We start from the raw sequence: 26,415 nt of genomic DNA on the forward strand, positions 1-26,415 counted from the left end.
GACCAGGCCAGGTAGCAGGGGGCCTCGTAGCCGGGCACCAGCCGCTTGTAGGAGTTGACCAGGGGGTTGGTGATGGCCGCCATGCCCTTCACATGGGCCAAGAGGCCGGCAATGAAGGAATAGGCCTCCCTGGACAGGCCCCGCTCGCCGTTGGGATCATGAAACACGTTTTTGCCGTCCCGGAACAGGGACATATTGGTGTGCATGCCAGACCCGGCCACGCCGTAGATGGGCTTGGGCATAAAGGTGGCGTGAAGGCCGTTCTTCTGGGCCAGGGTCTTGACCGCCAGCTTGAAGGTCATGATGTTGTCGGCGGCGTGAAGGGCCTCCTCGTACTTGAAGTCGATTTCATGCTGACCCTGAGCGCACTCGTGGTGGGAGGCCTCAATCTCAAACTTCATGGCTTCCAGGGCCAGACAGATCTCCCGGCGGGTAGACTCCCCGTGGTCCAGGGGGCCCAGATCGAAGTAACCGGCCTCGTCGTTGGTCTTGGTGGTGGGCTTACCCTCGTCGTCGGTCTGGAAGAGGAAAAACTCCGCCTCAGGGCCTACATTAAAGGAGTCAAACCCCATGTCCCTGGCCTTCTGGATCACCCGTTTGAGTACATAGCGGGGATCACCGGCAAAGGGGGAGCCGTCGGTATTGTGTACGTCGCAGATCAGGCGGGCCACCTTGCCGTGGTGGGGCTGCCAGGGAAAGACGCGGTAGGACTTCAGATCGGGGAAGAGGTACTGGTCGGACTCGTCGATGCGGACAAAGCCCTCGATGGAGGAGCCGTCGAACATGCACTGGTTGTTGACCGCCTTCTCGATCTGGGAGGCGGTAATGGCCACGTTTTTCAACTGGCCGAAGATGTCGGTAAACTGGAGACGGATAAACTTGATATCCTCATCCCGTACCATACGAATGATATCTTCTTTGGAGTGCGGCATGACAGGGGCCCCTTTCTCTCTTCAAATTCATCGGTTCAGATAGCAAAGAAGGCGCTCCGCCCCCCGGGCCGGAACGCCTTTGTTCACAACTGAGTTTAGTATACGAGTTCTCCATTCTCCTGTCAAGGGAGTTGCCGGGCAGAAAAAGATTTTTGTGGCAACGAGCAGGGGGACCTGCTTTTGCCCCCCTTTCCCTTGTGCGGACAGCACAAATTCAGCACAAATGGAGGGTTTTCACCCGTATCCTTCTTTTATCCACACAGGATCTGTGCTAAAATGCAGCTATCAATACATCTCCGTCCAGAGGGGAAGAGGGGGAGGTCCACACATGGAATACCGCACCGAACGGGACAGCATGGGGGAAATGCAGGTGCCCGCCGACCGCTACTGGGGGGCTCAGACCCAGCGCAGCTATCAGAATTTTAAAATCGGCACAGAAAAAATGCCGCTGGAGATCATCCGCGCCTTCGGCATTCTGAAAAAGGCGGCGGCTATGGCCAACCACAGCCTGGGCAAGCTGGACGAGGAGAAGCTGAATGTGATCTCCCAGGCCTGCGACGAGGTGATTGCCGGCAAGCTGGGCGGCCACTTCCCTCTTGTGGTGTGGCAGACCGGCAGCGGCACCCAGTCCAACATGAACGTCAACGAGGTGGTGGCCAACCGGGGCAATGAGCTGGCCGGCAAAAAGCTGCTCCACCCCAACGACCACGTCAATATGTCCCAGTCCTCCAACGACACCTTCCCCACCGCCATGCACATCGCCGCCGCGGTAGAGATAGAGGACAGGCTCTTCCCCGCCATCGACGCTCTCATCGCCACCTTCAAGCGGCTCGAAGCGGAGAATGCCGACGTGGTGAAGAGCGGCCGCACCCACCTCCAGGACGCGGTACCCATCACCGTGGCCCAGGAGATCAGCGGCTGGCGCTCCAGCCTGGAACAGGACAAGGCCCTGCTGGAGCTGGCCCTGCCCCCTCTCCATACGTTGGCCCTGGGCGGCACCGCCGTAGGCACGGGCCTCAACGCCCCAAAGGGGTTTGACGCTGCCGTGGCCGCAGCCGTGGCTCAGCTTACCGGCAAACCATTTATCACCGCCCCCAACAAATTCCACGCCCTTACCAGTAAAGACGAGCTGGTCTTTGCTCACGGAGGACTGAAGGCCCTGGCCGCCGACCTGATGAAGATCGCCAACGACGTGCGCTGGCTCTCCTCCGGCCCCCGGTGCGGCCTGGGGGAACTCCACATCCCGGAAAACGAGCCCGGCTCCTCCATCATGCCCGGCAAGGTCAATCCCACCCAGTGCGAGGCGGTGACCATGGTGGCTGTTCAGGTTATGGCCAACGATGTGGCGGTGGGCATGGCCGCCTCCCAGGGCAATTTTGAACTCAACGTCTTTATGCCGGTGTGCATCTACAATTTCCTCCAGTCGGTGCGCCTGTTGACCGACTGTATGGTCTCTTTCAACCGCAACTGCGCCGTGGGCATTACCGCCAACCGGGACAAGTGCCGCCACAACCTGCACAACTCCCTTATGCTGGTCACCGCCCTCAACCCCTATATCGGCTACGACAACGCCGCCAAAACCGCCAAGAAGGCCTACGCCGAAGGCATCTCTTTGAAAGAGGCCTGTGTCACCCTGGGCTTCCTCACGGCGGAACGATTTGACGAAGTGTTCCATCCGGAAGAAATGGTGTAAGAAAGAAGGCTTTGTATGGATATCAATGAGCAGGCCCTGGACCTCCACTATCAGCTCCAGGGCAAGATCGAGGTGGTCTCCCGCAAGCACATCGAGACCCGGCAGGACTTATCCCTGATGTACACCCCCGGCGTGGCCGAGCCCTGCCGGGTCATCGCCAAGGACTATGAGCAGTCCTTCCGCCTCACCTGCCGGAGCAACCTGGTGGCGGTGGTCACCGACGGCTCCGCCGTACTGGGCCTGGGGGACATCGGCCCCGCCGCCGGCATGCCGGTGATGGAGGGCAAGTGCGCCCTGTTCAAGGAGTTCGGCGGGGTGGACGCCTTCCCCATCTGCGTGGACACCAAGGATGTGGACAAGCTGGTGGAAACCATCGCCCTCATCTCCAAGAGCTTCGGCGGCATCAACCTGGAGGACATCGCCGCCCCCCGCTGCTTTGAGGTGGAGCGGCGGCTCAAGGAGATCTGCGACATTCCCGTGTTCCACGACGACCAGCACGGCACCGCCATCGTGGTGGCCGCCGCCATGCTCAACGCAATGAAAGTCACCGGCAAACAGATGGGACAGATGAAGATCGTCATCAACGGCGCCGGCGCCGCCGGCATTGCCATCGGCAAGCTGCTCATCTCCATGGGCTTCGGCAACGTGGTGCTGTGCGACCTGCGTGGTATCATCTGCCAGGGGGATCTTGACCTGAACGCCGGACAGGAGGAAATCTCCCGCATCTCCAACCTGAATCATGAGCATGGCACCCTGGCCGACGCCCTCAGGGGGGCCGACGCTTTTGTGGGCGTGTCCCGTCCCAATCTGGTCACCGCCCAAATGGTGTCCACGATGAAGGACGGCATTGTGTTCGCAATGGCCAATCCCACCCCGGAGATCATGCCCAACGAGGCCAAGAAGGGCGGCGCCGCCGTCATCGGCACCGGCCGCTCCGACTTCCCCAACCAGATCAACAACGTGCTGGTGTTCCCCGGCGTCTTCAAGGGGGCTCTGGCTGTCCGTGCCCGGGAGATCACCGAGGGCATGAAGATCAAGGCCGCCCACGCTCTGGCGGCCCTGGTGACGGACGACCAACTCAGCGCCGAGTACATCCTCCCCTCCGCCCTGGACAAGACGGTGGCCGACGCTGTGGCCGACGCCGTGGCCCGGGAGGCCAGAGCCCAGGGCATTGCCCGCATCTGAGCATTTTCAGACAAAAATCCCCGTTCCGTCAAAGCGGAACGGGGATTTTTTATGCTGTCAGCTTGCCGCGCTCTCAGCGGTTGCGGTTAAAGATCTTGAAGATATCGTCGAAGGGGTCCTTCTCGTCCGGATTGCCGGCGTCCGCCTGAGGCTCGCCGCTCTGCCCGGTCTGCTCCTCCGCCTTCTTCTCGCCGGCAGTTGTGAAGGGCTTGCTGGGCATGGCGTCCTCCGCCTCCTCGAACCCGGTGGCAATGACGGTGACCCGGATCTCGTCCTCCAGGGTGTCGTCGAAGGCGGCGCCGAAGATGATGAGGGCGTCGGGATGGGCGGCCTGCTGCACCAGGTTGGCGGCAGTCTCCACTTCCTCCAGGCCGATGTCCACCGAACCGGTGACGTTGACCAGCACGCCCTTGGCGCCGTTGATGGAGGTCTCCAGCAGGGGGCTGGAGATGGCCATCTTGGCGGCCTCCTCGGCCTTGTTCTTGCCGGCGGCCCGGCCCACGCCCATGTGGGCCATGCCGGCATTCTGCATGACGGCGGTCACGTCGGCAAAGTCCAGGTTGATGAAGCCGGTGTTCTTAATGAGGTCGGAGATGGACTGCACCGCCTGGCGCAGCACATCGTCGGCGATCTCGAAGGCATTCTGGAAGGTGATCTTCTGATCGGTGGCATATTTCAGCCGCTCGTTGGGGATGATGACCAGGCTGTCCACCCGGGTACGCAGTTCCTCGATTCCCTTCTCCGCCTGCATCATCCGCCGGCGGCCCTCAAACTTGAAGGGCTTGGTGACAACGCCCACGGTGAGGATGCCCATCTCCTTGGCGATGTCGGCCACGATGGGGGCCGCGCCGGTGCCGGTGCCGCCGCCCATACCGGCGGTGATGAACACCATGTCGGCGTCTTCCAGAGCCTTGGACACCGCGCTGCGGCTCTCCTCGGCGGACTTGCGGCCCACCTCGGGGTCGCTGCCCGCGCCCTGGCCGCCGGTGAGCTTTTCGCCGATCTGAATCTTAAAGGTCGCGCTGGAAACGGCAAGGGCCTGCTTGTCCGTATTCACAGCGATAAAATCCACACCCTTGGTACCGGTCTTCACCATCCGGTTGACCACATTGTTGCCGCCGCCGCCGACGCCGATCACCTTAATGGTAACTACATTGTCCGGCCCGGTGTCCAGTCCAAACGCCATAACTGCTCCTCCTATGTACAACGTATTCGTGAAAAGACACGTAGAAAAGGCAAATATCTGTTATCTTTGGTTTTCTTCCGGAGAAGATACTATATCTAGTTGTTTTATTGTATCTCTCTTTTGCTTCGAGGTCAATAGTTCCCGCCGGATTTTAGCAAAGTTTTGGAACATCCGCGTGCCGAACACCACCACTGCGGCCAGGTAGAGGGGAATACCCAATTTTTCCCCCAGCCAGGTGAGGAAGGCGGCAATGGCAGCGTTTCCGATGGTGCCTGAAAGAAACACCGAAAGGCGGAACTGTTTTTCCAGCCGGGCACAATAGCCGCCCAGGGCGGAGTCCAGCGCCGCCAGCAGTCCGGCGGCCACATAGAGAGAATACTGGCTGGGAATGGTCCAGGGCACCAGGATGCCTACCAGCACGCCCACCAGCAGACCGATCAATTCCAGCATTTATTCTCCCCCCTCTTCCGGCTCAGGCTGAACGGTATGGGCGTACTGATAGTCCACCGTGCCGCTGTACTTGGGAATCAGCAGCAAGTCGCTGGCCGTCACCTTCACCGTAATACCCCACTGGCTCAGCACATCCACCACTCCATTGCGCATGGTGAGGGCGCTGTACAGGGTATCGGGGTTCCCTATGGCAAAGATCACATAGGGCGCGGCGTACCGCCGTCCGTTCACCGTTACCACCGCGCCGGTACAGCGGATCTCGCTGTTTGCCAGCAGCCGTTCTCCGTTGAGGGAGATGGCCTCCGCTCCCGCGGAGCGCAGTTCGTTAACCACCGACAACAGGTCGTTGTCGTGAATGAGGTAATCGGCCTCGTCGCCGGTCACGTTGCTCTGGGTGGAATCCTCCAGGATCACGGCAACTCCCGGCCCCTCCACATCGGTGCGGCCGGCAGTGATCTCCAGCTGTTCCAGTTCGGCTTTCAGGGCCTCGCCGCCCTCGTCACCGGAGGCCGCCTGATCCCGGTAGATGGCAAGTTCGCTCTGCAGCTGGGTCACCTGATCCTCCAGGGCGTCGTTCTGCTTGCTCTGCTCGTTGTACAGCTCCTGCAAGGTCTCCAGGCGGCTGGCATTGGTGGCATCCGCCGCACCGGTGAGCTGCACGGTGCGCAGTTGGGCCGCCAGCAGATAACCCACAATGATGCACACCACCACTACGGCAAATTCCCCTTTATTGCGTCGTTTCTTCTGTGTCATGTGATGCTCCTTGTCGTTATTGCGCTTCCTCCGGCGCCTGTTGGGGTGCCGTGGGCGTGTGTTCAGGCTGCGGGTCCTCCGTCTGCTGGGGCTGCGCGGACTCCTCCGGCTGAGATTCTGACCCGGACTGCTGGCCGGCGTCCTCCAGGGCGCTCCACCCATCAGGCAACCAGCGGTCTGGCAGCAGATGGATCTTCCGGTCCTCATAGTTTTGATCCAGCGTCCCGGTACGGGGCAAGCCCCGCTGGTCCATCGTCTTCAGGGCCAGCTCCAGCTCATGGGTCTCCGATGCAAAGTCGCCGTTGAGGGGAAACACCACCGTCAGGTTTTCCCCGTACCCAAACCGGATCTCGTTGCCGGAGGTCAGGTCAATGAATCCCTTCAGGCTGCCCGTCATCACCCTGCCCCGAATGGCCGCGAAAAAGGCCTGGAGCCGCTCCAGCTTGTCCTGCTGTTCCGGCGAGACGGTAAGGGTATTGCCCACTGTGGGATTCACCGCCGTCAGGCCAAGCACCTGGGGCTTGCCCTGTACCAGGGCGGCGTCTCCCACCTCCAGCAGCTTGCAGTTATCGTCCAGCAGCCAATAGGACCCTCCGCTCTCCAGCCAAGCCGTCCCGGTACTTTCCGTGACCTCAAAAATCAGGGTATCCGGCAGCTTACGGCTGATGGCTACTTCGTTTACATAGGGCAGCTGGGTCAAAATGCGGTTTGCGATCTGATACTTATTCAGCGTAAACAGGTTGTCCCCCTGTTTGACGCCGGCAGCGGCAATGATCTCCTCCTGGGTATAGCGGGAATTGCCCGCCACAACCATGGTGTTGACCCGGAAGAAAATGATGCAGCCTACCAAAATGGCGGCAAAGATGAGCAGAATAGACAGCAGCTTATAAAGGCCGCCGAAGCGTCCCCGATTCCGCCGCCGTCTCTTTCTGTTCCGTCTTGCCGCCATTGTGCCGTTCTCCTGTTCTTTTTTCTCCATCCTCCCACAGAATGGTGGATTTTTTGCTAAGAAATTCTTACAATTTTCTCAAACTTCTCTCATGTCCGCCGGATCTGGGCCCCCAGCCGCTGTAAGTCATACTCCAGAGACTGATAGCCCCGGTCCACATGGTGCAGGCCGGTGACGGTACTGCGTCCCTCCGCCCCCAGCGCGGCCACCACCAGGGCGGCGCCGCCCCGCAGATCGGAGGCCACCACGGACGCGCCGTGGAGTTTGGAGACGCCGTACACCACCGCTACCCGGCCTTCCACCCGGATGTCCGCCCCCATGCGGATCAGTTCGTCCACATGGCGGTAGCGGCTCTCAAACATATTCTCCACAAAGACCGTACAGCCGCTGCCTCCGGCAAACGCCGCCATGAGAGGAGCCTGGGCGTCGGTGGGAAAGCCGGGATAGGGGACGGTGCGGATGGGACGCACCCCTTTCAGCGGACCTGACGACTGTAAAAAGATGCGCTCCGCTTCGCTGTGTACCTGACACCCCGCCTCTTTCAGCACCGCTGTTACGGTGGACAGGGTACGCCAGTCCACACCGGTCACCTCCACCCTGCCGCCCGCAGCCGCGGCGGCGGCAAGATAAGTGGCGGCCACGATCCGGTCCCCCATGACCCGGTAGGACCCGCCCCGGAGGGGCGCGCCGCCCTCCACCGTAATGACCGAGCTGCCCGCGCCCCGGACGTTGGCACCCAGGGTCTGCAAAAAGCCCTGGAGATCCACGATCTCCGGTTCCCGGGCAGCGTTGGTGATGGTGGTGGTGCCCTGGGCACACACCGCGGCCAGCATGGCGTTTTCGGTGGCTCCCACGCTGGGCAGGGAGAGGACAATATCCGCGCCCTGCAGCCTTCCGGAACAGGACAGGCCGCCCTCCCGTTCCTCCACTGCGCCGCCCAGGGCACGGATGGCAGCCAGATGTAAATCAATGGGCCGGGGCCCCAGCTCGCAACCGCCGGGGGCGCACAGCCGCGCCTGTCCCATCCGTCCCAGGATGGCGCCCAGGAAAATCACGGAGGATCGCATTTCCCGCATGAGCGCGTCAGGTACGTCGTACCGGGTGGGCGCCGAGGCATCCACCACCACCGCCTCTCCCTGCCACTCCGCCCGGCAGCCCAGATGCTGCAAAATTGCCAGGGAGGCCTCCACATCGGACAGACGTGGGCAGTTTTGGATCACGCAGGTCCCCGGGGCCAGCAGGCAGGCCGCCAGGATGGGCAGCACGCTGTTTTTGGCCCCGTGAACCTCCACGGAACCCTCCAGCGGCCTGCCGCCCTCTATCACATATGCACTCATAGCTTCCATCCTCCGCATTCAGGATTTATGTACGCCATCCTATGCGTCAGATGGAAGGCCGGTTCATTTTGCCCGTTTTTCCAGCAATTCCTTCAAGGTCTGGTAGATTTTTTCCGCCGCGTCGGGAGAACCCATCTCCCGCAGGGCCCGGCTCATCTTTTCCCGGCGGTTCGGGTCAGCCAGCAGCTGATTGACCAAATCATAGAGCTTCTCACCGCTGGACTCGTTCTCAGGCAGCAGGATCGCCCCACCGGCGTTGGCCAGCACTCTGGCGTTCTTGGTCTGGTGATCCGCCACCACGTTGGGAGAGGGCACCAGCACCGCCGGGCGGGCGATGGCGGTCAGTTCCGCAATGGTGGACGCCCCCGCCCGGCAGAGTACCAGGTCGGCCGCCGCCATCACCAGAGGCATATCATAGATGTACTGCCGCACTTCGATGCCGGGATACCGGGTCAAATCCACACCCTGCGCCGCCAGGTCGGTGCATACCTGTTCGTAATTCCGGCCTGCGCCGTGGATGTGCCGCCAGGGCGCGCCGTGGCTGTATTCCAGGGCAATACATTGGGCAATCTGCTCATTCATCACCTTGGCGCCCAGGCTGCCCCACACCGACACCACCAGCGGCTTGTCGTCGGAAAAGCCCAGCTTTTCCCGGGCCTCCTTCCGGTTATAACGGAAGAAATCCTCCCGGACCGGAGTGCCTGTGACCACCACCTTGGAAGGGTCGTCATAATGATTGCGGCTATCCTCAAAACCCACCATCACCACGTCCACCACTTTGGACAGGGTCTTGGTGGTGAGGCCCGGCACGGCGTTGGACTCATGGACGGCGGTGGGAATACCCCGCTCCGCCGCCGCCTTCACCACCGGATAGGATGCGTAACCGCCGGTACCCACCACCAGATCAGGCCGGAACCGATCCAGAATGGCGTTGGCCTGCTTCTTGGACTTGTTCATGTTCAGCAGGGTCCTGACGTTGTGGCTGATGGCCTTGGGCGTCATGGACCGCTGGAAATTGGTGATGGTCACCGTCTGAATGTCATAGCCTTCCTTGGGTACCAACCGAGTTTCCATGCCGCCGTCGGCGCCCACAAAAAGCACCTGGCAGCCCGGATTGCGGGCCTGGAACATCTGGGCCAGCGCCACAGCGGGATTCACATGGCCGGCGGTCCCGCCGCAGGTAAAGAGGATTTTCATGGATGGTCTCCTCCTCAAGGAATATCAAGCATTGGGGCGGCCGCCATAAATGGCGGCCCTACTCTTGTTTGGGCGCTGGAATTTGTCTCGAGACAGAAAGCACCATGCCCATCTCCGCCAGCTGAATCATCAATGCCGTACCGCCGTAGCTGAAGAAGGGCAGGGAGATGCCGGTGGAGGGGATCAGATTGGTGACCACGGCGATGTTGAGAAACACCTGCACCGCCGTCAGGGTGGTGATGCCCACCACCAGCAGTGCGCCGAACCGGTCCCGGGCGTGGACGGCGATCCAGTAGCCCCGGATCACCAACAGGATAAACAGAATGATGACAACAGCCGCACCCACGAATCCCATCTCCTCGCACCAGATGGAGAAGATGTAGTCGTTTTCCGACTCAGGCAGGTAGAGGAACTTCTGGCGGCTCTTGCCGAAACCCACCCCCAGCAGGCCGCCGGAACCGATGGCATAGAGGGACTGGATGATCTGAAATCCTTTGTCCCGGCCATTCATTCCGTCGTTCCACGGGTCCTTCCAGATGGCCAGACGGGTGGCCATATAGCTGGTCTTGGTCATGATGACCCACAGGCCGGCCGCCGCCAAAGCGCCGCCGCCGATGAACCAGTACAGCTTGATACCGGCGGCAAAGAGGACCGATGCGCCCCCCACCAGCACCAGAATGGTGCCCGACATGTGGGGTTCCATCAGCATCAGCACGGCCACCAGGCCCAAAATGAGAAAATACGGAATGGGCTCCAGCACGCCTTTCTCGTCCAGCCAGGCATAGATCCCGCTGAGGGGATGACGGGACGGCAGGCGTTTATGCTTTTCCGTATTACGTTTTGAAAGACGGGCGGCAAAGTACATGATGACGCCCACCTTTGCGATCTCCGAAGGCTGGAAACCGCCGATGATGGGCAGGCTGATCCACCGCTGGGCACCTACGGTGCTTCGGCCGTAGCCGAAGGGAAGCACCAGCACCAACAGGAGAATGGAGACAGCCAGCACGAAAATAGACAAGCCCCGGAAGGTCTGGTAATTGATCTTGGCGATCAGGCACATGGCAACCAGACCCACCGTGCCAAACCCGGCCTGTTTAATAAAATAGTTGGCCGGATTGAGGCCCTCGTTCATGGCGGTAGGATAGGAGGCGGAGAATACCGCAACCACGCCGATGGCGGTGAGGATGACAACCAGCATCAGAAAGGGAATGTCGATAGGGCCCCGGGCCAGCTGCTGCATCACCGTCAGGTCACGCCTGCGTTTTGTCACCATGGTCTGTCACCTCCCGTTTTACGGTGCAATGGGTCTCAACGGTACATGACCCCCCAAAATGCCAGCGCGCACATCACCAGGGTGATCCCGGAAAAGACGAACACCAGCTTCACCTCGCTCCAACCACCCATTTCCAGATGGTGGTGGAGGGGCGCCATGCGGAAAATCCGCTTGCCGTGGGTCAGTTTAAAATATCCAACCTGTATAATATCGGACAAAGTCTCCGCGATGTAAATGATACCCACCAGGATCAGCACCAGGGGGATATCCAGCGCAAAGGCCAGGCCGCAAACCGCGCCCCCCAGGAAGAGAGAACCAGTGTCCCCCATAAATACCTTGGCGGGGTGGAAATTGTAAATCAAAAAACCGGCCAGGCCGCCCAGCAGAGCGGCGGAGAAAATCCCCAGTTCGTCGCGGCCCCACCACCAGGCCACGGCGGTGAAGAAGAGCATCACCGGCATGGTGACGCTACTGGCCAGGCCGTCGATGCCGTCGGTAATGTTGACGGCGTTGACACATCCCACCATGACGAAAGCGGCAAAGACCATGTACACCGGCCAGGGGATGGAGAACGTCACATTGAAGAAGGGGATGTATAAGTCGGGCGTCAGGTATCCGAAATTCCGCATAAGCACTGTAAACAGGATGGCCGCCGCCAGCTGGAGAATAAACTTCTGGGGGGCAGTCAAGCCGGTGTTCTCGTGCTTTTTCACCTTGAAATAGTCGTCAATATAGCCGATCACCCCAAATACCAGGGCAAAGAGCAGTACAAATCCACCGCCGAATTTCCCGGCGGCAAAGTCCTGCCAGCTCAGGGCAGCCACCGCCACGATGGCGGCGATGATAAACATAAGCCCACCCATGGTGGGAGTGCCCTGTTTGGACATATGCCAGGTAGGACCGATCTCTTTTATGGACTGGCCGGCCTTCATACGCCGCAGCGCCGGAATCAGCGCCCGCCCGGCGAGGGCGGCCACCACAAATCCGATCAGGCAGCTGATGACGATCCTCAACATCTCTTTTGCAACCTCCAAAGCCTCTTACGGCTCATATTCTTTCCCATCACAATGGGCCAGCGTAGTATTTTATCACAGACGCTTCCCGGTTTCCACTCCAAAATATCACAAAGTTCCGCCGCTATTTTATAAAAAAGGCGGCCACTTCCTCCCGCTCATCCAGATGGTACTGCACCCCGTCAATCTCCTGGTAGGTTTCATGGCCCTTGCCCGCCAGCACCACCGTGTCCCCGGCCCGTGCCAGGGAGAGGGCCAGAGCAATGGCCCGCCGCCGGTCAGGCTCCACATGGCGCTGGGCGCCGGTGTCCTCCATTCCCTTCAGAATGTCGTCAATGATAGCCTGGGGTGCCTCGGTGCGGGGGTTGTCGGAGGTGACCACCGCCACGTCGGACAGCTGCCCGGCAATAGCCCCCATCTGGTTCCGCTTGGACCGATCCCGGTCGCCTCCACAGCCGAAAAGGCAGATCACCCTGCCACGGGTAAAGTCCCGGACGGTGGTGAGAATGTTCTCCAGAGCGTCAGGGGTATGGGCGTAGTCGATGAGTACCGTGTAGTCCGCCGGCACCGGCACCACCTCGATGCGGCCTTTCACGCCCCTGGCCCGGGCCAGAGACGCGGCAATCTGACCCAGGGGCAGACCCAGCGTCAAACCGCAGGCAATCACACCAAGAGCATTGTAGATGGTGAACCCGCCGGGGATGGGCAGGCGCACCCGGGCGATAGCATCCGCAGTCACCGCCTCAAACTCCACCCTGTCCGGGAACAGACGCAGGTTTTTGGCGGTGAGGTCCGCCTCATTCCGGCATTCCGAGTAAGTAAACCGGGGGCAGGGCGCCGTGTCTGCGTAATACCGTCCCGCCTCGTCGTCCAGATTGAGGATTGCGGCAGAACACTGACGGAACAGCAGGCCCTTTGCCTCCCGGTAGGCCTCCATGGTCTTGTGAAAGTCCAGATGGTCCTGGGTCAGATTGGTAAAGATACCGGCTGCAAAACAGATCCCGTCCAGCCGGTGGAGTACCAGAGCGTGGGAGGATGCCTCCATCACTACATGGCTGCATCCGGCGTCCGCCATCTCCCGCAGCAGCTTCTGCACCTCCCAGGACTCGGGGGTGGTGCGGTGGGCGGGCAGAACCTCCTGGCCGATCATGTTCTGGTTGGTGCCGATCAGGCCTACCCTGGCCCCCAGCACGCCCTCCAGCATGGCCTTGAGGAGATAGGTTGTGGTGGTCTTGCCGTTGGTGCCGGTCACCGCCAGTATGGTCAGTTCCTTTGCCGGGTGGCCGAACCAGTTGGCGGACACCGCCGCCAGGGCCGCACGGGGATCTTCGGTCACCAGCCAGGGCCCCTCCTCCGTCGGCGGGCGGCGGCATAACACTGCCGCCGCCCCCTGGGCCAGAGCCGTCTGAATATACCTGTGTCCGTCGGTCTTATAGCCCGGCAGCGCCACAAAAAGGCAGCCGGGGATCATCGTTCGGGTGTCATAGCAGATGCCTGAAATTTCCACATCCTGTACCTGCCGGGCTGTTACAGTCACGCCCGCCAGCACTTCATTCAGCTTCATGCTCACACCCCGCTTTCTCCCTACAGAGGAAGGTGATTACAAACCGTCGCCGCTGGCGGTGGAATCGGTAAAGCGCACCTCAATGGCGGTACCCCGGTCCACGCTGGTGCCCGCTTCCACGGATTGGTCGTAGGCCACCACACTGGAACCGAATTCGGAGGCGCCGCTGGCTTTCAGGTAGAGATCCTGTGCCTCCAGCTTCTTCTTGGCCTGTTCCACGCTCAGGCCGATCACATTGGGTACCTGGACCTGATCGGTGGGCACCTCGGCTCCCATATAGACCACCACCTCGCTGCCGCCGGGGATGGAGGCGCCCTTGGCGGGGATCTGGCCGGTGACGGTGTCGCCGTCGCCCACCACCCGGATGGACAGATTGTTCTTCTTCAGGGAAGTGGTGGCGTCGGCCTCGGTCAGGCCGGTCAGGTTGGGAACCACCACGTCGGCGCTGGCGGAATAGGTCTTTTCCACTCCCATGTAATCCAGGATCTTTTCCAGCAGCTCGCCGGCCTTGATGGCGGCCATGTTGCCGCCGCTGATGTACCACAGATCCTCGGTATAGTTGGAACCGGGACTCATGGGCTTGGGGCTGTCGTAGGCCAGCAGAATGACTACCTGGGGATCATCCGCCGGCGCGAAGCCCAGGAAGGAGACGATAGTATGGTCCTGACCCTTCAGGGTCTGGGAGGAACCGGTCTTGCCGCCGATGCGGTAGCCCTCTACGGCGGCGTTCTTGCCGGTGCCGCCGTCCACCACCTTCTCCAGAATGGTCCGGCACCGCTCACTGGTCTGCTCGCTGATGACCTGGCGCACTTCGGTAGGTTCGGTATGCTGGAGTACGTTGCCGTCGGCATCGGTAATCTGGCTCACCACATAGGGCTGCATCAGATGGCCGCCGTTGACCACTGCGGAAGCGGCGGTGATGAGCTGCAGCGGGGTGACCTGGAATCGCTGGCCGAAGGAGGCCACCGCCAGGTCCACGGTGCCGAAGCTGTCCCGGGGCCAAATCAGGCCGGCGCTGACCGGGTTGATGGCGCTCTCACCCTGCATATCGATGCCCGTAGGCCCCAGGAAGCCGAAGTCCTCCAGATAGTTATAAAATTTCTCCGCGCCCAGCCGTCTGCCGATCTCAATGAAAGCCGGGTTGCAGGAGTTGGCCACCGCTTTGGCCAGGTCCTGATCCCCGTGGCCGTCCCGGTCGGAGCAGCGGATGGGGTCGCCGGTCCACCCCTCCACCTGGGCCACACCGGTACAGAAAAAGTGGTCGCTTTCGCTGACCACGCCCTCCTCCAGGGCAGCAGCCAGAACAATGGACTTGAAGGTGGAACCTGGCTCATAGGTATCGTTGATGGCCTTGTTGCGCCACTGCTGGTTCTGGACCTGGCCCAGCGCCGTCCTATAGGCCTCCTCACTGGCGGTTGGATCGTTTTTTACCGTCTCCAGGTATTGGGAAAGCACCGGATCCGTGATAGTCCATGGATCGTTCAAATCGTAGGCGGGAGAGTTGGCCCAGCCCAAAATGGCTCCGGTGTTGGGGTCCATTGCCAGGCAGAAGGCACCGTCCTGTACATCAAACTGCTCCACGCCCTCCTGGATAATGCTCTCGCAGTAGGACTGGATGGTGGCGTCAATGGTGAGGGTCAGATTGTTGCCGTCGGTGGCGTCGTAGTAGTCCTCAAAACGGTAGAGCAGCTCGGTGCCCACGCCGTCCTTGGCAGTGACTACCCGGCCGGTCTGACCCGACAACTCCTCCTCAAACTGGGCCTCGATACCGTAGGCGCCCTCCCCCGCCTCCCCCAGATTGGGGTTGACCCAGCCGATCACATGGGCCGCCAGGCTGCCCTTGGGATAGTATCGCTTGCTGGTGGGCATCAGATAGATGCCGTGGGACAGATGATTCTCCGTGATAAAGGCCTGGACCGCCTCCGACTCCTCGGGTTCCACCCGTTTTTTGATGATCTCATACTGGGAGTTCTTGTTCTCCAGATGCTTCATCACATCCTCGACTTCCAGATCCAGAATGGCAGCCAGATTTTCCGCTACGAACTGGTCGGTGGGCTCCGGGTAATCGGGCAGCTCGCCGCCGTTTTCCTGGGCGTCCTCCACCTTCTCCCGATAGGTCTCCTGGGTCTCCATCAGGTCTTTTGGGGAGAGCTGCACGTTGTACACCGTGGCGCTCATGGCCAGCACAGCCCCCTGGCTGTCATAAATGGTTCCCCGGTTGGCGGTGACGGTGCTGTCTCTGGTCTGTTGCTGCACCGCCAATTCCTGGTAGTAGTCATGCTGGCTGATCTGGATCTGCCAGAGTTTAAAAAACAATGGGATAAACACGACCACGCCGAACAGCGCCATTAAAAATAAACTGCGCATCAGAATGATACGGTTGGCCCGCCGGTCCGGCCTCTGCCGGATGATTCGATCGCCTCTTTTTCTCTTGTCTGCCATAACCGGCTCACCTCGCTTGGGATCATAATTACATGTATGCCGCTCAGCGTAGCACAATACCACAGAAGGGCGTAAGAAAATTTCTTTTCTTACGCCCTCTCTTACTTGCTCGCTTCTGCTTCGGACTGCCCCGGGAGCGGCCCGTTTCTCTCTATTGCCTGCCGTTGCAGTATATGGCGCTCATTAGCTGAAATATTCCACGATCTCTGAAAAGATGGAGTACATACTCTCCGCCGCGCCCTTGAGGCCAGTGGCTCCCTCTTCCTGCTGATAATAGGTAATGGAGTCCGGTTCGGACAGATCCACATAGATAACCTGCCCGTTCTGAGGCTTGACCATGGCTCCGCTGGCGGTGAGCGTCTGTTCAATGCTCTCCAGATCGTAAGCCAGCTCATACTGGGCCCGCAGTTTGGCCTCCTCGCTCTTCAGACCCGTCAGGTCGGAGCGCAGGCTCACCACCTGGTCGGAGATCACCGCCAGCTGCACATAACTGAACAGCAGCAGCACCGCAAAGACCGCCACCGCCATAAATCCTACCACGGCAAAGGGAGACACTGCGCCAGCTTCCCGCACCCGTACTTTGGGCCGGACCACCGCCCGTTCCCGGGGGCGAACCAGCGGACGGGGCTGGAGTACTTCTTCCTGCTGGAGCTGTCGGGCCGCAGAGCCGTCATAGATATCAAAGGGCACGGTGTCATATTGGGAATATCTTTTGCGTTTTACGGCAGTCGCCATGGCTGCTCCACTCCATTCTCATTCGTATATCTGCCGTTATCTCTCTACAGCTTCTCCGCCACCCGCAGCTTGGCGCTGCGGGCCCGGGGATTCTCTTCCAGTTCTGCCGGGCCGGACACGATGGGCTTCCGGGTGACCAGCTTGATCTGGGGCTTTTTCCCACACACACATACCGGGAAATCGGGGGGACAGGTGCATCCTTTTGCATACTCCGCCAGGCCGTTCTTCACGATCCGGTCCTCCAGGGAGTGGAAGGAGATCACCGCCAACCGTCCGCCGGGGTTGAGCCGGGGTACCGCCGCGCGCACCATCTTGTCCACCGAGCCCAGCTCATCGTTGACCGCGATGCGGATGGCCTGAAAAGACCGCTTTGCCGGGTGCTGCTTCTCCCGCAGAGCGGAGGCCGGCATGGCCCCCTTGATGATGTCCACCAGCTCCAGGGTGGTCTCCACCGGCTTGTCCCCTCTGGCCCGCACGATGGCCCCCGCGATGGCGGAGGCATATCGCTCCTCGCCATACTGCCACAGGATGCGCCGCAGCTCCTCCTGGGGCCATTCGTTTACCACCGTCCGGGCGGTGAGGCCGTCAGACCGATCCATCCGCATATCCAGGGGCGCGTCCGCCATATAGGAAAATCCTCTGGCGGCATCGTCCAACTGGGGGGAGGACACCCCCAGGTCGAAGAGCATTCCGTCCACGCCGTCCAGGCCCAGCCCATCCAGAATGGCGTCCAGCTCACAGAAGTTGCTGTGGACCAGGGTGACCTTGTCCCGCCACTGGGCCAGCCGCTCCTCCGCCGCGTCCAGGGCCGCCTGGTCCCGATCCACGCAGATCAGCCTGCCGCTGGTCAGCCGCTTCACAATTTCCCGGCTGTGACCCGCCCGGCCCAGGGTGCCGTCCAGATAGATGCCATCCGGGCGGATATTCAGCGCCTCGATACATTCCGCCAGCAGCACCGGCTTGTGGGAAAATCCTGCTTCACTCATCTCAGAACCCCAGCATCTCCATACAGGCGGACATCTTCTCCGGCGTCATCTCTTCCTCCTCCTGGGCCTGCCAGGCGTCGGCACTCCAGATCTCAGCCCGGTCGTTGACGCCGATAATGACCACATCCTTGTCCAGTCCGGCGTATTTCCGCAGCTTCTGCGGCACCACGATACGCCCCTGGCTGTCCAGTTCACATTTGGCGGCATTGGCAAAGAGAGGACGCATGGCCTTGGACTGGCTCATGGGAAGGGAAGAAAACTTTTCTGTAAACCGATCCCAGGTGGACTGGGGATAGATGGCCAGGCAAGCGTCCACCCCCATGGCCAGATAGAAGGTAACGCCCAGTTCTTCCCGGAGTTTGGCGGGGATAAACAGGCGGCCCTTGCCGTCGATGCTATGCTCGTAGGTACCGGTCACGCCTGTCACTTCCCCTCCACTTTAATGTATTTGAGCGGAGTTTTCCCCCATTTTGCTCCACCGTCTCCTTCAGTATAAATGTTCTGTAACGGAATTGCAATAGTTTTTTACTCTTTTTTAACCCCGAAACTCCCTGTTTTTTATACGAAACTCGTCCTTTTTAGCATTAAAAACAAATGTTCGATTTATTTTCGTTGTCAATCGGCAGCAAAAAACACCATACCTGGTGGTATGGTGCAAAAAAAATCACAATTTCTCTATGTTATGTAAATAACGCAACAGAAAAAAATGGCACCCCGCCGCTGTTGGGCAGGGTGCCATTTACAGATCATTCATCAGCTTCAGCGTCGTAGGGCTGGCGGCTGTTCTGGGAACCGCCGCCGGCCACCGCCCGGAACCGGGCCCGGGACTTTTTGATCTCGTCATAGGCCTCGGCCACCGCCTCCTCGGTGCGGCGGAGGGCGTCCTCACAGTAATCGTTGGCCGCCTTGCGCAGGTCACGGCTGCGCTCCTCAGCGGTACGCATGATCTCATTGGCTTTCTGCTTGGTCTGGGCCAGCAGTTCGTTCTCCGACACCATCTGGCGGGCCTGCTCTTCGGCCTGCTTGCGGATCAGCTCAGCCTCCCGCTTGGCGGAGTTGATATAGTCCGTCCGGGCGGCGATGAGCTTTTTTGCCTCGCTCAATTCCATAGGGAACTGGCCCCGCACCTCGTCCAGCAGGTCCAGAGCCTTGTCCCGCTCCAGGATACACTTATCGCTGCTCAGGGGCATGTTCTTGGCGTCCTCGATCATTTCATAGAGCATGTCCAGTAATTCTTCCACGCCGGTAGCCATTACGCGTCCCTCCCGCTTTCAATTTTTCGCCGGACGTCCTCAATGATCTCACGGGGAACGAAGTCCGACAGATCCGCCCCGTAGCGGGCCATCTCCTTGACCACACTGGAACTGACATAGGTATATTTGGCGCTGGATGGCAAAAACATGGTCTCCAGCCTGGGATTGAGTTTTCGGTTGATGAGGGCCATCTGCAGCTCGTTCTCGTAGTCGGACACCGCCCGCAGGCCCTTCACCAGGGTACAGGCCTTTTTCTGCCGGGCGTACTCCGCCAGCAGGGTGGCAGAGCAGTCCACCTCCACATTGGGCAGCTTGGCCACCACCTTGCGGATCAGTTCCACCCGCTCCTCCGGGGTAAAGAGGCCCCGGTTCACCTTCTCCGAGTTCACCAGCACACACACGATAAGCCGGTCAAAGCACACCGCCGCCCGCTTGATGATATTGAGGTGCCCCAGCGTGATGGGATCAAAGCTGCCGGGGTAGATGGCTGTCTTCATAAGGGCTTTCACATCCTGTTGCCGACGGTACGGTGATAGAGGGTGAGTTTGATCTTGCCGTAGCGGTACTCCCGGCCCTTCTCGTAGGGGCCCTCCAGCTCCGGCAGCACCGCCTGGGCGTCGCTTTCGCAGACTATTATACCATTTTCCGTCATGATGTCAATCTTGGCGATAGCCGCCAGGGCCTTCTCCAGCATTCCCGTGCCGTAGGGCGGATCCAGGAACGCCAGGTCGAATTTCTCCCGGCAGCCGGTGAGAAAGGCCAGGTAGTCCCCCTGGATCACTTTGGCGCTGTCCGCCAGTTTGGTGTGGGCCAGATTCTCCCGCACCACCGCGGCAGCCTCCCGCCGCAGATCCACGAAGGTGCAGAAGGCCGCCCCCCGGGACAGGGCCTCGATGCCCATCTGGCCGGTGCCGGCAAACAGATCCAGCACCTGCCGGCCCTCAATGTCAAACTGGACGATATTGAACACCGATTCCTTCACCTTGTCGGTGGTGGGCCGGGTCTCCAGGCCGGGCAGCTCCTTCAGCTTGCGGCCCCGGGCAATTCCGGTGATCACTCTCATGTGCTTCCCTCCCCTTTCGGATGAAAATAGTCAAATACCGCCTGGGCGGCGTTCTTAGGCACCACCTCTGCCAGCTGGGCCTGGGTGGCTTCCTTGATCTTCTTGATGCTTTTAAAGTGCTTGAGCAGGTCGCTTCGCCGCTTCTCCCCCACGCCGGGGATCTGGTCCAGCACCGAGGCCCGTACCCGCTGGTTCTGCTGCTGGCGGTGGAACTCGATGGCAAAGCGGTGGGTCTCCTCCTGGATCTGGCCGATGAGGGAGAAGATAGCCTGGTTGCCCTGGATGCCGATCTCCTTCCCCTCCGGCGTCACCAGAGCCCGGGTGCGGTGCCGGTCATCCTTCACCATGCCGAAAACGGGGATGGACAGCCCCAGCTCCTCCAGCACCTTCACCGCCACATTGGCGTGATTGACGCCGCCGTCAATGAGCAGCAGGTCGGGCTTGTCCGCGAATTTCTCGTCCCCCTCCAGGTAGCGTTTGAACCGCCGTGTCAGCACCTGTTCCATGGAGGCGTAGTCGTCGGGGCCGTCCATGTCCTTCAGCTTGAAGTGGCGGTAATCCCGCTTTAAGGGCCGGGCGTTTACATACACCACCATGGAGGCCACGATGTCGTCGGCTCCCTGGTTGGAGATGTCGTAGGACTCGATGCGGCGGGGCGGCTCCTCCAGGTCCAGCATCTTCCCCAACAGCTCCATCAGCTTGCTCTGCCGTTCCTCCCGGGTGGTCCAGCGCTCCACTTCCTCCACCGCGTTCTTGTTTGCCAGGCGGATCAGGTCCATCTTGGCTCCCCGCTGAGGGGTGACCAGCTCCACCTTCCGCCCCGCGTCCTCGGACAGCATCCGCATCAGCGGCACCTCGTCCTCTAGCTCACAGGGCAGCAGGATCTGCCGGGGCAAGTTCCCCCGGCCTCCATAGTATTGCCGCACCAGGGCGGACAAAATGTCCGCAATTTCCTCCTCCATGGGGGTGTCGATCAGATCCCAGTCCTTGGCGGCCAGCTCGCCCTCCACAAAGTGGAGGACCACAAAGCAGCTCTTGGTGGTCTCCCCCTTGTGGAAGCCCACCACATCGGTGTCGGCCAGAGAGCCGGCCACCACCTTCTGCCGCTTGCCCAGCAGTTCAATGGCTTTGTAGCGATCCCGCAGCTCGGCGGCCTTCTCAAACCGCAGCTCCTCCGCGGCCAGCTCCATCTCTTCCTTCAGCTCATCCCCCACCTCCTGGAACTTGCCCTCCAGCAGGCGGACAGCCTGGTCGATGGCCTCCCGGTAGCGGCTCTGGTCCATGTCCTTCCGGCAGTAGCCGTCGCACTGGCCCATGTGGTAGTTGAGGCAGGGCCGCTCCCTGCCGATGTCCCGGGGGAACTTTTTATTACAGGAGGGCAGCTTCAGAGCCACCCGCAGGGCGTCGATGATGTTCTGAGTGTTGCCCCGGCTGCCGTAGGGACCGAAGTACCGGGCCCCGTCCTCCGCCGCCTTGTTGGCCAGGGAGAACTTGGGATACTCCTCCTTCACCGTCAGGCGGATGTAGGGGTAGCCCTTGTCGTCTTTCAGCAGGATGTTGTACCGGGGCTGGTGGCGCTTGATGAGGGAGTTCTCCAGCACCAGGGCCTCAAACTCCGAGTCGGCCACAATGACGTCAAAGTGGTCGATCTGGCTCACCATGGCCCGGGTCTTTTCGGTGTGGGAGGCCAGGTTGGCAAAGTATTGGCTCACCCGGTTTTTCAGGGCCTTGGCCTTGCCCACATAAATGACCACATTTTTGGCGTCCTGCATGATATACACGCCCGGCTTCAGCGGCAGGGCATGAGCTTTCTCTTTTAATTCGTCGAAGGTCATAGAATTGGAACACGCCCTCCCTTCCGCCAAATGCGCATGGGTCAAAAAAAGCGCCGCAATGCGGCGCTTTTTTCTCTCGCTTTGGTCGCTTACTCGGAGAAATTGGAGGAGATCAGCTCGATGAGAGCCTCCACCGCTTCCTTCTCGTCGGGGCCGTCTGCAATGAGGTTGATGGAAGTCCCCTTGACGATCCCCAGAGAAAGCACACCCAGCAGGCTCTTGGCGTTGACTCTCCGCTCGTCCTTCTCCACCCAAATGGAACTCTTGAACTCATTGGCCTTCTGGATGAAGAACGTAGCCGGTCTGGCATGCAGGCCGACCTGGTTGTTCACAACTGCCTCTTTCATATACATAGCGTTTCCCCCCAAGATGCATTCGCATACTTCGTATAATAGGATAGCAAATTTATCCCAAACCGTCAATGACAAAATGCACAAAATCCGTGCAAGAATCTGTTTTGAATGACGAACCGCCCGGTATTCTTTTCAATTCGGAACATATGCTCCATCACCGCAGCTCGGCAATGGTCACGCCGTCTTCTCCTTCGCCGTAGCGGCCGGGCCGGAAGGATTTCACATAGCGGCTGCGCTTGAGATGCTCCCGCACCGCCTTGCGCACCGCGCCGGTACCCTTGCCGTGGATGATACGCACCTCGTTCAGCTTGCCCAGCACCGCGTTGTCCAAAAACAGGTCCAGCGCGCCGATGGCCTCGTCGGTCATCATGCCCCGCAGATCCACTTCGGGGGAGGCGCCCAGGGAGCGCAGCTTATGCTCGGCCCGGGCCACCACCTTTTTGGCGGCCTTGATGCTCTCACCTTCCACCACCCGGACCTCGTCCTGCTTGGCGGTGATCTTCAAAATCCCCGCCTGGAGCTGGAGGGAGCCGTCCTTGTTCACCTCAAGCACCGTAGCCTGGGTGCCCATCTTCACCAGCTCCACCGTGTCCCCCTTCTGGGCGGGACGGGTGGGCGGCGGCACGGGAGCCTCCGGCCGCCGGCCCAGCTTGCCCTCGGCTTCGTTGAGGCGGTGGCGCAGGCCCGCCCGCTCCTCATTGATGGTCTGCCAGTCCTCTTCCTTCCGCTGGCGGCGGCGCATGTCGTTGAGTTCCTTGAACACCTGGTCGGCGGTGTCCCTGGCCTCGTCCAGAATGGCCCGGGCCTCCGCCTGGGCCTTCTCCACCGCCTTCCGGCGCTGGGCCTCCATCTGGGCCTTGTACTCCCGGGAGACCTTGGCGGTCTCCTCCATCTCCCGGCGGAGTTGGGCGGCGGCCTGCTTCTCCCGCTCCATCTCCTGACGCTGCTCGTCCAGCTTGGTCAGCACATCCTCAAAGCGCACGTTCTCCGCGTCAATGCGCTCGGCAGCCTTCTGGATGATCTCCTTGGGCAGACCCAGCCGCTGGGAGATGGCGAAGGCGTTGGACTTGCCAGGGATACCGATGAGCAGCCGATAGGTAGGGGCCAGGGAGTCCACGTCGAACTCGCAGGAGGCGTTCTCCACCCCCGGGGTAGTCATGGCGTACACCTTCAGCTCGGCGTAGTGGGTGGTGGCGGCCACCAGGGCCCCCATCTCCCGGGCGGACTCGATGATGGCGGCGGCCAGAGCCGCGCCCTCGATGGGGTCGGTACCCGCACCCAGCTCGTCGAAAAGGATGAGGGTGCGGTGGTCCGCCTCCTTTAAGATCCCCACAATGTTCACCATGTGGGAGGAAAATGTGGACAAGTTCTGGGCAATGGACTGCTCGTCGCCAATGTCGGACAGCACCCGCTCAAAGACTTTGACACAGCTGCCGTCCCCCACGGGGATGTGGAGGCCGCACTGGGCCATCAGGGTCAAGAGGCCGATGGTCTTAAGGGTGACCGTCTTGCCGCCGGTGTTGGGGCCGGTGATCACCAGGGTGTCGAAGTTCTCCCCCAGCATCAGGTCATTGGCCACCGCCTTGTTGGGGTCCAGCAGGGGGTGGCGGGCCTTCCGCAGGTAGAGGCCCTCCTCCGACAGCCGGGGGGCGGCTCCCCGCATCCGGTAGGCCAGCCTGGCCTTGGCAAAGATCACGTCCAGCAGGATGAGCAGGTCGTAGTCCTGGCTGATGTCCTCCTTGTACTGGGCGCACTGGGCGGACAGCTCCGCCAGGATGCGCTCGATCTCCTTCTCCTCCTTGGCCTGCAATTCCCGCAGCTCGTTGTTGGCCTTCACCACCCCCATAGGCTCGATGAAGAAGGTGGAGCCGGAGGAGGACACGTCGTGGACCAGACCGGGCACGTCGTTTTTGTGTTCCGACTTCACCGGCACCACATAGCGGTCATTGCGCTGGGTGATGATGGACTCCTGGAGGTACTTGGACTGGTTGGAGGAGATCAGCTTGTTCAGGATGTCCCGCACCTTGGAGGCGGTGGCCCGGATGTGCCGCCGGATGGCGGCCAGCTCCGGGCTGGCGGCGTCGGCGATCTCGTCCTCCCCTACGATGGCCCCGGTGATACGCTCCTCCAGGAACCGGTTGGAGGTGAGGGAGCGGAACAGGTGGTCGATGCAGGTCTTGCTCTGATCCCCCTCCCCCTGTCCGTACTCCCTGGCGGAGCGGGCGGAGCGCAGTACGGCGGCGATGTCCAGCAGCTCCCGGGTGTTGAGGGCGCCTCCCATATCCGCCCGCTGGAGGGAGGCCCGAACGGGCCGTACTCCGGAGAAGGAGGGGGATCCCCGCAGGGCGGTCATATTCACCGCGGCGGTGGTCTCGTCCAGAGCCCGCCCCACGTCGTCGGCATCGGTCAGGGGCCGCAGGGCCAGGCAACGCTCCTTGCCCTCCTCGGTCACCGCCTGCTCGGCCAGCTTCTCCAGCACCCGGGGCAGCTCCAGAGTCTGAATGGATTTTTCAAATAAATCGGTCATACGGTTCTCCAAATTATCGGTTTCCTATCAACGGGATGTAGGGGCCGATGCCCTCATGGGCCCGGCCTTATCCCATCAGTTCACATTTCAGGGTGATGAGAGCCCGGCCTCCCACCCGCACCTTCACACCACCGTTGTCCTCGGTGATGCGGCTCAGGATCTCGGAGGGCTTGCCCATCTTCTCCCCCTGGACAAACCGGTTGTCCGCCCCGGCCTGGATGAGCCCCCGGCGGAACAGGTAGTAGGTCAGCGCCCCGTTGGAGGTGCCGGTGGCCGCCTCCTCCGGGATGGCGTACAGGGGGGCGAAGTTGCGGCAGTGGGCGGCGGCGTCCGGGGTATGGGGGCAGAACATATGCACCCCCACCACCTGGTAATGCTCCGACAGGCGGGTGACCTCCCCCTCGTTCTGCACCGCCCTGTCCAAAGTTTCCAGGTCGCGCACCGGCAGCAAAATATCCATCAGGCCGGTACTCACCGCCTGGGGCTCCAGTCCCTCCGGCCGGTCGGCCAGAGACAGGCCATAGGCAGCGTAGATCGCCTGCTGCTCCTCCTCCGGGAAGGTGGGGCCATCGGTGGGAGGCGCCATGTCCATCCACACCGCGTCCGCCCCCACCCCGATCTCCAGGTCTCCGGAGCGGGTATGGAGGGCGTAATCTCCGGGGACAATGGCCCCGGTATCCCGCAGGACGGTAAAGGCGGCAATGGTGGCGTGGCCGCACAGGTCCACCTCCTCGGCGGGGGTGAAGTAGCGGATATGGAAGGCCTTGTCCCCGGTCCTGCGGACGAAGGCGGTCTCGGAGTGCTTCAGTTCCCCGGCCAGGGCGCGCATCAGCCCTTCCTCCGGGAAGTCCCCCTCCCCCAGGAGGGCCACGCCGGCTTGGTTGCCGGAAAAACGCACGGTGGTAAAGGCGTCTGCCACATAAAGTTCCATGTTACATCCCCGCTTTCAGTGTTTTGTAAAAATCCAGCGTGCCAAATCCCCGGTCCAGCTGGGTACAGAGGAAGCCCTCGCACACCCTGGCCAGGCAGTCCAGCCCTCCTTGATCCAGTTGGAAGGAAAACAGCCGCTTGGGATCGCCGTAGAGAATGTGCCGCAGGGCGGCCAGCGCCCCCTCCGTCAGGGGCAGGGATGGGCCTTCCCCCACCTCGCTCTTGCAGGCGGCGCAGTGGAGGACGCCCTCCGCCAGATGCAGCATAGGCTGTTCCGGGTCCGGCCTGCCGCACACCGCGCAGGCGTCGGCCAACGGCTCGTACCCCTCCAGGCACATGAGTTTCATCTCGTAGGCCGCCTTCACCAGAGCCTGGGGCTTGTTCAGCTTGTCCAGGGCGTGGAGGCTGTTGAGAATGAGGGACATGGCGGCGGGATCGGGCCGTCCCTCCACCGACACTACCTCCATCACCTCGGCAAAGTAGGAGCCCAGGGCCAGCAGCTCCACGTCGGATTTCAGGTGCCAGAACTGTCGGATGGACTCTCCCTCGTTGAGGGTATAGCGGTCCTGATAGGCGAAAAGGGTCATGTCGGAATAGACCAGCAGCTGAGCCACCGCCGCAAGGGGACTGCTTTTCCGCCGGCAGCCTCTGGCCTTCACGGTGCGCTTGCCCCCCTCGGCGGTGAGGACGGTGAGGATCTTGTCGGCCTCCTTGTAGTTGACCTCCCGCAGCACCAGGCCCTGTGTGGCGATGTGCATC

At 61.1% G+C, this 26,415-nt stretch carries 24 protein-coding genes; 2 read left to right on the top strand and 22 right to left on the bottom strand.

Going from position 1 to position 26,415, the window contains the following annotated elements; translation table 11 throughout:
- Positions 1 to 932: glutamine synthetase family protein (locus Q0K43_RS00005; protein WP_297288514.1), on the bottom strand; the 932-nt coding region annotated here is incomplete at its 3' end.
- 328 nt (positions 933 to 1,260) lie between these two features.
- Here Q0K43_RS00005 and fumC point away from each other — a divergent pair.
- Both fumC and Q0K43_RS00015 read left to right on the top strand, forming a co-directional pair.
- Positions 1,261 to 2,625 carry a class II fumarate hydratase gene (gene fumC, locus Q0K43_RS00010; protein WP_297288515.1) on the top strand — a complete coding sequence of 455 codons (1,365 nt, stop codon included), beginning with the start codon at positions 1,261 to 1,263 and terminating at the stop codon, positions 2,623 to 2,625.
- A gap of 15 nt (positions 2,626 to 2,640) precedes the next feature.
- Entirely contained in the window at positions 2,641 to 3,810 is a 1,170-nt protein-coding gene (locus Q0K43_RS00015) for an NAD(P)-dependent malic enzyme (protein ID WP_297288516.1), read from the top strand.
- Positions 3,811 to 3,883: 73 nt separating this feature from the next.
- Here Q0K43_RS00015 and ftsZ read toward each other — a convergent pair whose 3' ends face one another.
- The 21 genes from ftsZ to recO form a co-directional block, all read right to left on the bottom strand.
- Positions 3,884 to 4,996 carry a cell division protein FtsZ gene (ftsZ, locus tag Q0K43_RS00020; protein ID WP_297288517.1) on the bottom strand — a complete coding sequence of 371 codons (1,113 nt, stop codon included), beginning with the start codon at positions 4,994 to 4,996 and terminating at the stop codon, positions 3,884 to 3,886.
- Positions 4,997 to 5,056: 60 nt separating this feature from the next.
- Entirely contained in the window at positions 5,057 to 5,446 is a 390-nt protein-coding gene (locus tag Q0K43_RS00025; protein ID WP_297288518.1) for a small basic family protein, read from the bottom strand.
- A complete protein-coding gene (locus Q0K43_RS00030) occupies positions 5,447 to 6,199 on the bottom strand; it encodes a DUF881 domain-containing protein (RefSeq protein ID WP_297288519.1) in 753 nt (250 codons plus the stop codon).
- A gap of 16 nt (positions 6,200 to 6,215) precedes the next feature.
- Positions 6,216 to 7,148: a cell division protein FtsQ/DivIB gene (locus tag Q0K43_RS00035; protein ID WP_297288520.1), complete on the bottom strand. Its 933-nt coding sequence runs from the start codon at positions 7,146 to 7,148 to the stop codon at positions 6,216 to 6,218.
- Between the two features lie 89 nt (positions 7,149 to 7,237).
- Positions 7,238 to 8,485: a UDP-N-acetylglucosamine 1-carboxyvinyltransferase gene (murA, locus tag Q0K43_RS00040; protein WP_297288521.1), complete on the bottom strand. Its 1,248-nt coding sequence runs from the start codon at positions 8,483 to 8,485 to the stop codon at positions 7,238 to 7,240.
- Positions 8,486 to 8,548: 63 nt separating this feature from the next.
- Complete coding sequence (gene murG, locus Q0K43_RS00045) at positions 8,549 to 9,682, bottom strand: undecaprenyldiphospho-muramoylpentapeptide beta-N-acetylglucosaminyltransferase (RefSeq protein ID WP_297288522.1); 1,134 nt, start codon at positions 9,680 to 9,682, stop codon at positions 8,549 to 8,551.
- A gap of 58 nt (positions 9,683 to 9,740) precedes the next feature.
- On the bottom strand, positions 9,741 to 10,955 hold the full coding sequence (locus Q0K43_RS00050) for an FtsW/RodA/SpoVE family cell cycle protein (protein ID WP_297288523.1): 1,215 nt from the start codon (positions 10,953 to 10,955) through the stop codon (positions 9,741 to 9,743).
- Between the two features lie 35 nt (positions 10,956 to 10,990).
- Positions 10,991 to 11,971, bottom strand: coding sequence for a phospho-N-acetylmuramoyl-pentapeptide-transferase (gene mraY, locus Q0K43_RS00055; RefSeq protein WP_297288524.1), 981 nt, complete (start codon positions 11,969 to 11,971; stop codon positions 10,991 to 10,993).
- A gap of 121 nt (positions 11,972 to 12,092) precedes the next feature.
- Complete coding sequence (locus tag Q0K43_RS00060; protein WP_297288553.1) at positions 12,093 to 13,532, bottom strand: UDP-N-acetylmuramoyl-L-alanyl-D-glutamate--2,6-diaminopimelate ligase; 1,440 nt, start codon at positions 13,530 to 13,532, stop codon at positions 12,093 to 12,095.
- Between the two features lie 36 nt (positions 13,533 to 13,568).
- Positions 13,569 to 15,974, bottom strand: coding sequence for a penicillin-binding transpeptidase domain-containing protein (locus Q0K43_RS00065; protein WP_297288525.1), 2,406 nt, complete (start codon positions 15,972 to 15,974; stop codon positions 13,569 to 13,571).
- Between the two features lie 183 nt (positions 15,975 to 16,157).
- Entirely contained in the window at positions 16,158 to 16,709 is a 552-nt protein-coding gene (locus tag Q0K43_RS00070) for a hypothetical protein (RefSeq protein WP_297288526.1), read from the bottom strand.
- A 44-nt stretch (positions 16,710 to 16,753) separates the two neighbouring features.
- Complete coding sequence (gene rsmH, locus Q0K43_RS00075; protein ID WP_297288527.1) at positions 16,754 to 17,695, bottom strand: 16S rRNA (cytosine(1402)-N(4))-methyltransferase RsmH; 942 nt, start codon at positions 17,693 to 17,695, stop codon at positions 16,754 to 16,756.
- A gap of 1 nt (position 17,696) precedes the next feature.
- Entirely contained in the window at positions 17,697 to 18,113 is a 417-nt protein-coding gene (gene mraZ / locus Q0K43_RS00080; protein WP_297288554.1) for a division/cell wall cluster transcriptional repressor MraZ, read from the bottom strand.
- A gap of 328 nt (positions 18,114 to 18,441) precedes the next feature.
- Positions 18,442 to 18,948 carry a hypothetical protein gene (locus Q0K43_RS00085; protein ID WP_297288528.1) on the bottom strand — a complete coding sequence of 169 codons (507 nt, stop codon included), beginning with the start codon at positions 18,946 to 18,948 and terminating at the stop codon, positions 18,442 to 18,444.
- Positions 18,948 to 19,445 (bottom strand): pantetheine-phosphate adenylyltransferase, encoded by a 498-nt coding sequence (coaD, locus tag Q0K43_RS00090; protein WP_297288529.1) that lies wholly within the window; start codon positions 19,443 to 19,445, stop codon positions 18,948 to 18,950. Before coaD ends, Q0K43_RS00085 begins: the two co-directional genes overlap by 1 nt.
- An 8-nt stretch (positions 19,446 to 19,453) precedes the next feature.
- The gene (gene rsmD, locus Q0K43_RS00095) at positions 19,454 to 20,011 is read right to left on the bottom strand and encodes a 16S rRNA (guanine(966)-N(2))-methyltransferase RsmD (protein WP_297288530.1); all 558 of its coding nucleotides are present in this window, start codon (positions 20,009 to 20,011) and stop codon (positions 19,454 to 19,456) included.
- Positions 20,008 to 21,846 (bottom strand): excinuclease ABC subunit UvrC, encoded by a 1,839-nt coding sequence (gene uvrC, locus Q0K43_RS00100; protein WP_297288531.1) that lies wholly within the window; start codon positions 21,844 to 21,846, stop codon positions 20,008 to 20,010. The genes rsmD and uvrC overlap by 4 nt, the downstream gene beginning before the upstream one ends.
- An 89-nt stretch (positions 21,847 to 21,935) precedes the next feature.
- Positions 21,936 to 22,199 carry an HPr family phosphocarrier protein gene (locus tag Q0K43_RS00105; protein WP_007495691.1) on the bottom strand — a complete coding sequence of 88 codons (264 nt, stop codon included), beginning with the start codon at positions 22,197 to 22,199 and terminating at the stop codon, positions 21,936 to 21,938.
- 154 nt (positions 22,200 to 22,353) lie between these two features.
- Entirely contained in the window at positions 22,354 to 24,726 is a 2,373-nt protein-coding gene (locus Q0K43_RS00110) for an endonuclease MutS2 (RefSeq protein ID WP_297288532.1), read from the bottom strand.
- Between the two features lie 67 nt (positions 24,727 to 24,793).
- The gene (locus Q0K43_RS00115) at positions 24,794 to 25,657 is read right to left on the bottom strand and encodes a PhzF family phenazine biosynthesis protein (RefSeq protein ID WP_297288533.1); all 864 of its coding nucleotides are present in this window, start codon (positions 25,655 to 25,657) and stop codon (positions 24,794 to 24,796) included.
- A gap of 1 nt (position 25,658) precedes the next feature.
- Positions 25,659 to 26,414, bottom strand: a complete 756-nt coding sequence (recO, locus tag Q0K43_RS00120) for a DNA repair protein RecO (RefSeq protein WP_297288534.1) — start codon at positions 26,412 to 26,414, stop codon at positions 25,659 to 25,661.
- Between the last annotated feature and the right edge of the window lies 1 nt (position 26,415).

It is taken from the genome of uncultured Flavonifractor sp., assembly GCF_944383115.1.
In the GTDB taxonomy this organism is placed as follows: domain Bacteria; phylum Bacillota; class Clostridia; order Oscillospirales; family Oscillospiraceae; genus Flavonifractor.

What these genes read in the sequence shown, in the direction of transcription:
- fumC (WP_297288515.1), top strand. Translation starts at nt 1,261, where the DNA reads ATGGAATACCGCACCGAACGGGACAGCATGGGGGAAATGCAGGTGCCC.
- Q0K43_RS00015 (WP_297288516.1), top strand. Translation starts at nt 2,641, where the DNA reads ATGGATATCAATGAGCAGGCCCTGGACCTCCACTATCAGCTCCAGGGC.
- ftsZ (WP_297288517.1), bottom strand. Translation starts at nt 4,996, where the DNA reads ATGGCGTTTGGACTGGACACCGGGCCGGACAATGTAGTTACCATTAAG.
- Q0K43_RS00025 (WP_297288518.1), bottom strand. Translation starts at nt 5,446, where the DNA reads ATGCTGGAATTGATCGGTCTGCTGGTGGGCGTGCTGGTAGGCATCCTG.
- Q0K43_RS00030 (WP_297288519.1), bottom strand. Translation starts at nt 6,199, where the DNA reads ATGACACAGAAGAAACGACGCAATAAAGGGGAATTTGCCGTAGTGGTG.
- Q0K43_RS00035 (WP_297288520.1), bottom strand. Translation starts at nt 7,148, where the DNA reads ATGGCGGCAAGACGGAACAGAAAGAGACGGCGGCGGAATCGGGGACGC.
- murA (WP_297288521.1), bottom strand. Translation starts at nt 8,485, where the DNA reads ATGAGTGCATATGTGATAGAGGGCGGCAGGCCGCTGGAGGGTTCCGTG.
- murG (WP_297288522.1), bottom strand. Translation starts at nt 9,682, where the DNA reads ATGAAAATCCTCTTTACCTGCGGCGGGACCGCCGGCCATGTGAATCCC.
- Q0K43_RS00050 (WP_297288523.1), bottom strand. Translation starts at nt 10,955, where the DNA reads ATGGTGACAAAACGCAGGCGTGACCTGACGGTGATGCAGCAGCTGGCC.
- mraY (WP_297288524.1), bottom strand. Translation starts at nt 11,971, where the DNA reads ATGTTGAGGATCGTCATCAGCTGCCTGATCGGATTTGTGGTGGCCGCC.
- Q0K43_RS00060 (WP_297288553.1), bottom strand. Translation starts at nt 13,532, where the DNA reads ATGAAGCTGAATGAAGTGCTGGCGGGCGTGACTGTAACAGCCCGGCAG.
- Q0K43_RS00065 (WP_297288525.1), bottom strand. Translation starts at nt 15,974, where the DNA reads ATGGCAGACAAGAGAAAAAGAGGCGATCGAATCATCCGGCAGAGGCCG.
- Q0K43_RS00070 (WP_297288526.1), bottom strand. Translation starts at nt 16,709, where the DNA reads ATGGCGACTGCCGTAAAACGCAAAAGATATTCCCAATATGACACCGTG.
- rsmH (WP_297288527.1), bottom strand. Translation starts at nt 17,695, where the DNA reads ATGAGTGAAGCAGGATTTTCCCACAAGCCGGTGCTGCTGGCGGAATGT.
- Q0K43_RS00085 (WP_297288528.1), bottom strand. Translation starts at nt 18,948, where the DNA reads ATGGCTACCGGCGTGGAAGAATTACTGGACATGCTCTATGAAATGATC.
- coaD (WP_297288529.1), bottom strand. Translation starts at nt 19,445, where the DNA reads ATGAAGACAGCCATCTACCCCGGCAGCTTTGATCCCATCACGCTGGGG.
- rsmD (WP_297288530.1), bottom strand. Translation starts at nt 20,011, where the DNA reads ATGAGAGTGATCACCGGAATTGCCCGGGGCCGCAAGCTGAAGGAGCTG.
- uvrC (WP_297288531.1), bottom strand. Translation starts at nt 21,846, where the DNA reads ATGACCTTCGACGAATTAAAAGAGAAAGCTCATGCCCTGCCGCTGAAG.
- Q0K43_RS00105 (WP_007495691.1), bottom strand. Translation starts at nt 22,199, where the DNA reads ATGTATATGAAAGAGGCAGTTGTGAACAACCAGGTCGGCCTGCATGCC.
- Q0K43_RS00110 (WP_297288532.1), bottom strand. Translation starts at nt 24,726, where the DNA reads ATGACCGATTTATTTGAAAAATCCATTCAGACTCTGGAGCTGCCCCGG.
- Q0K43_RS00115 (WP_297288533.1), bottom strand. Translation starts at nt 25,657, where the DNA reads ATGGAACTTTATGTGGCAGACGCCTTTACCACCGTGCGTTTTTCCGGC.
- recO (WP_297288534.1), bottom strand. Translation starts at nt 26,414, where the DNA reads ATGCACATCGCCACACAGGGCCTGGTGCTGCGGGAGGTCAACTACAAG.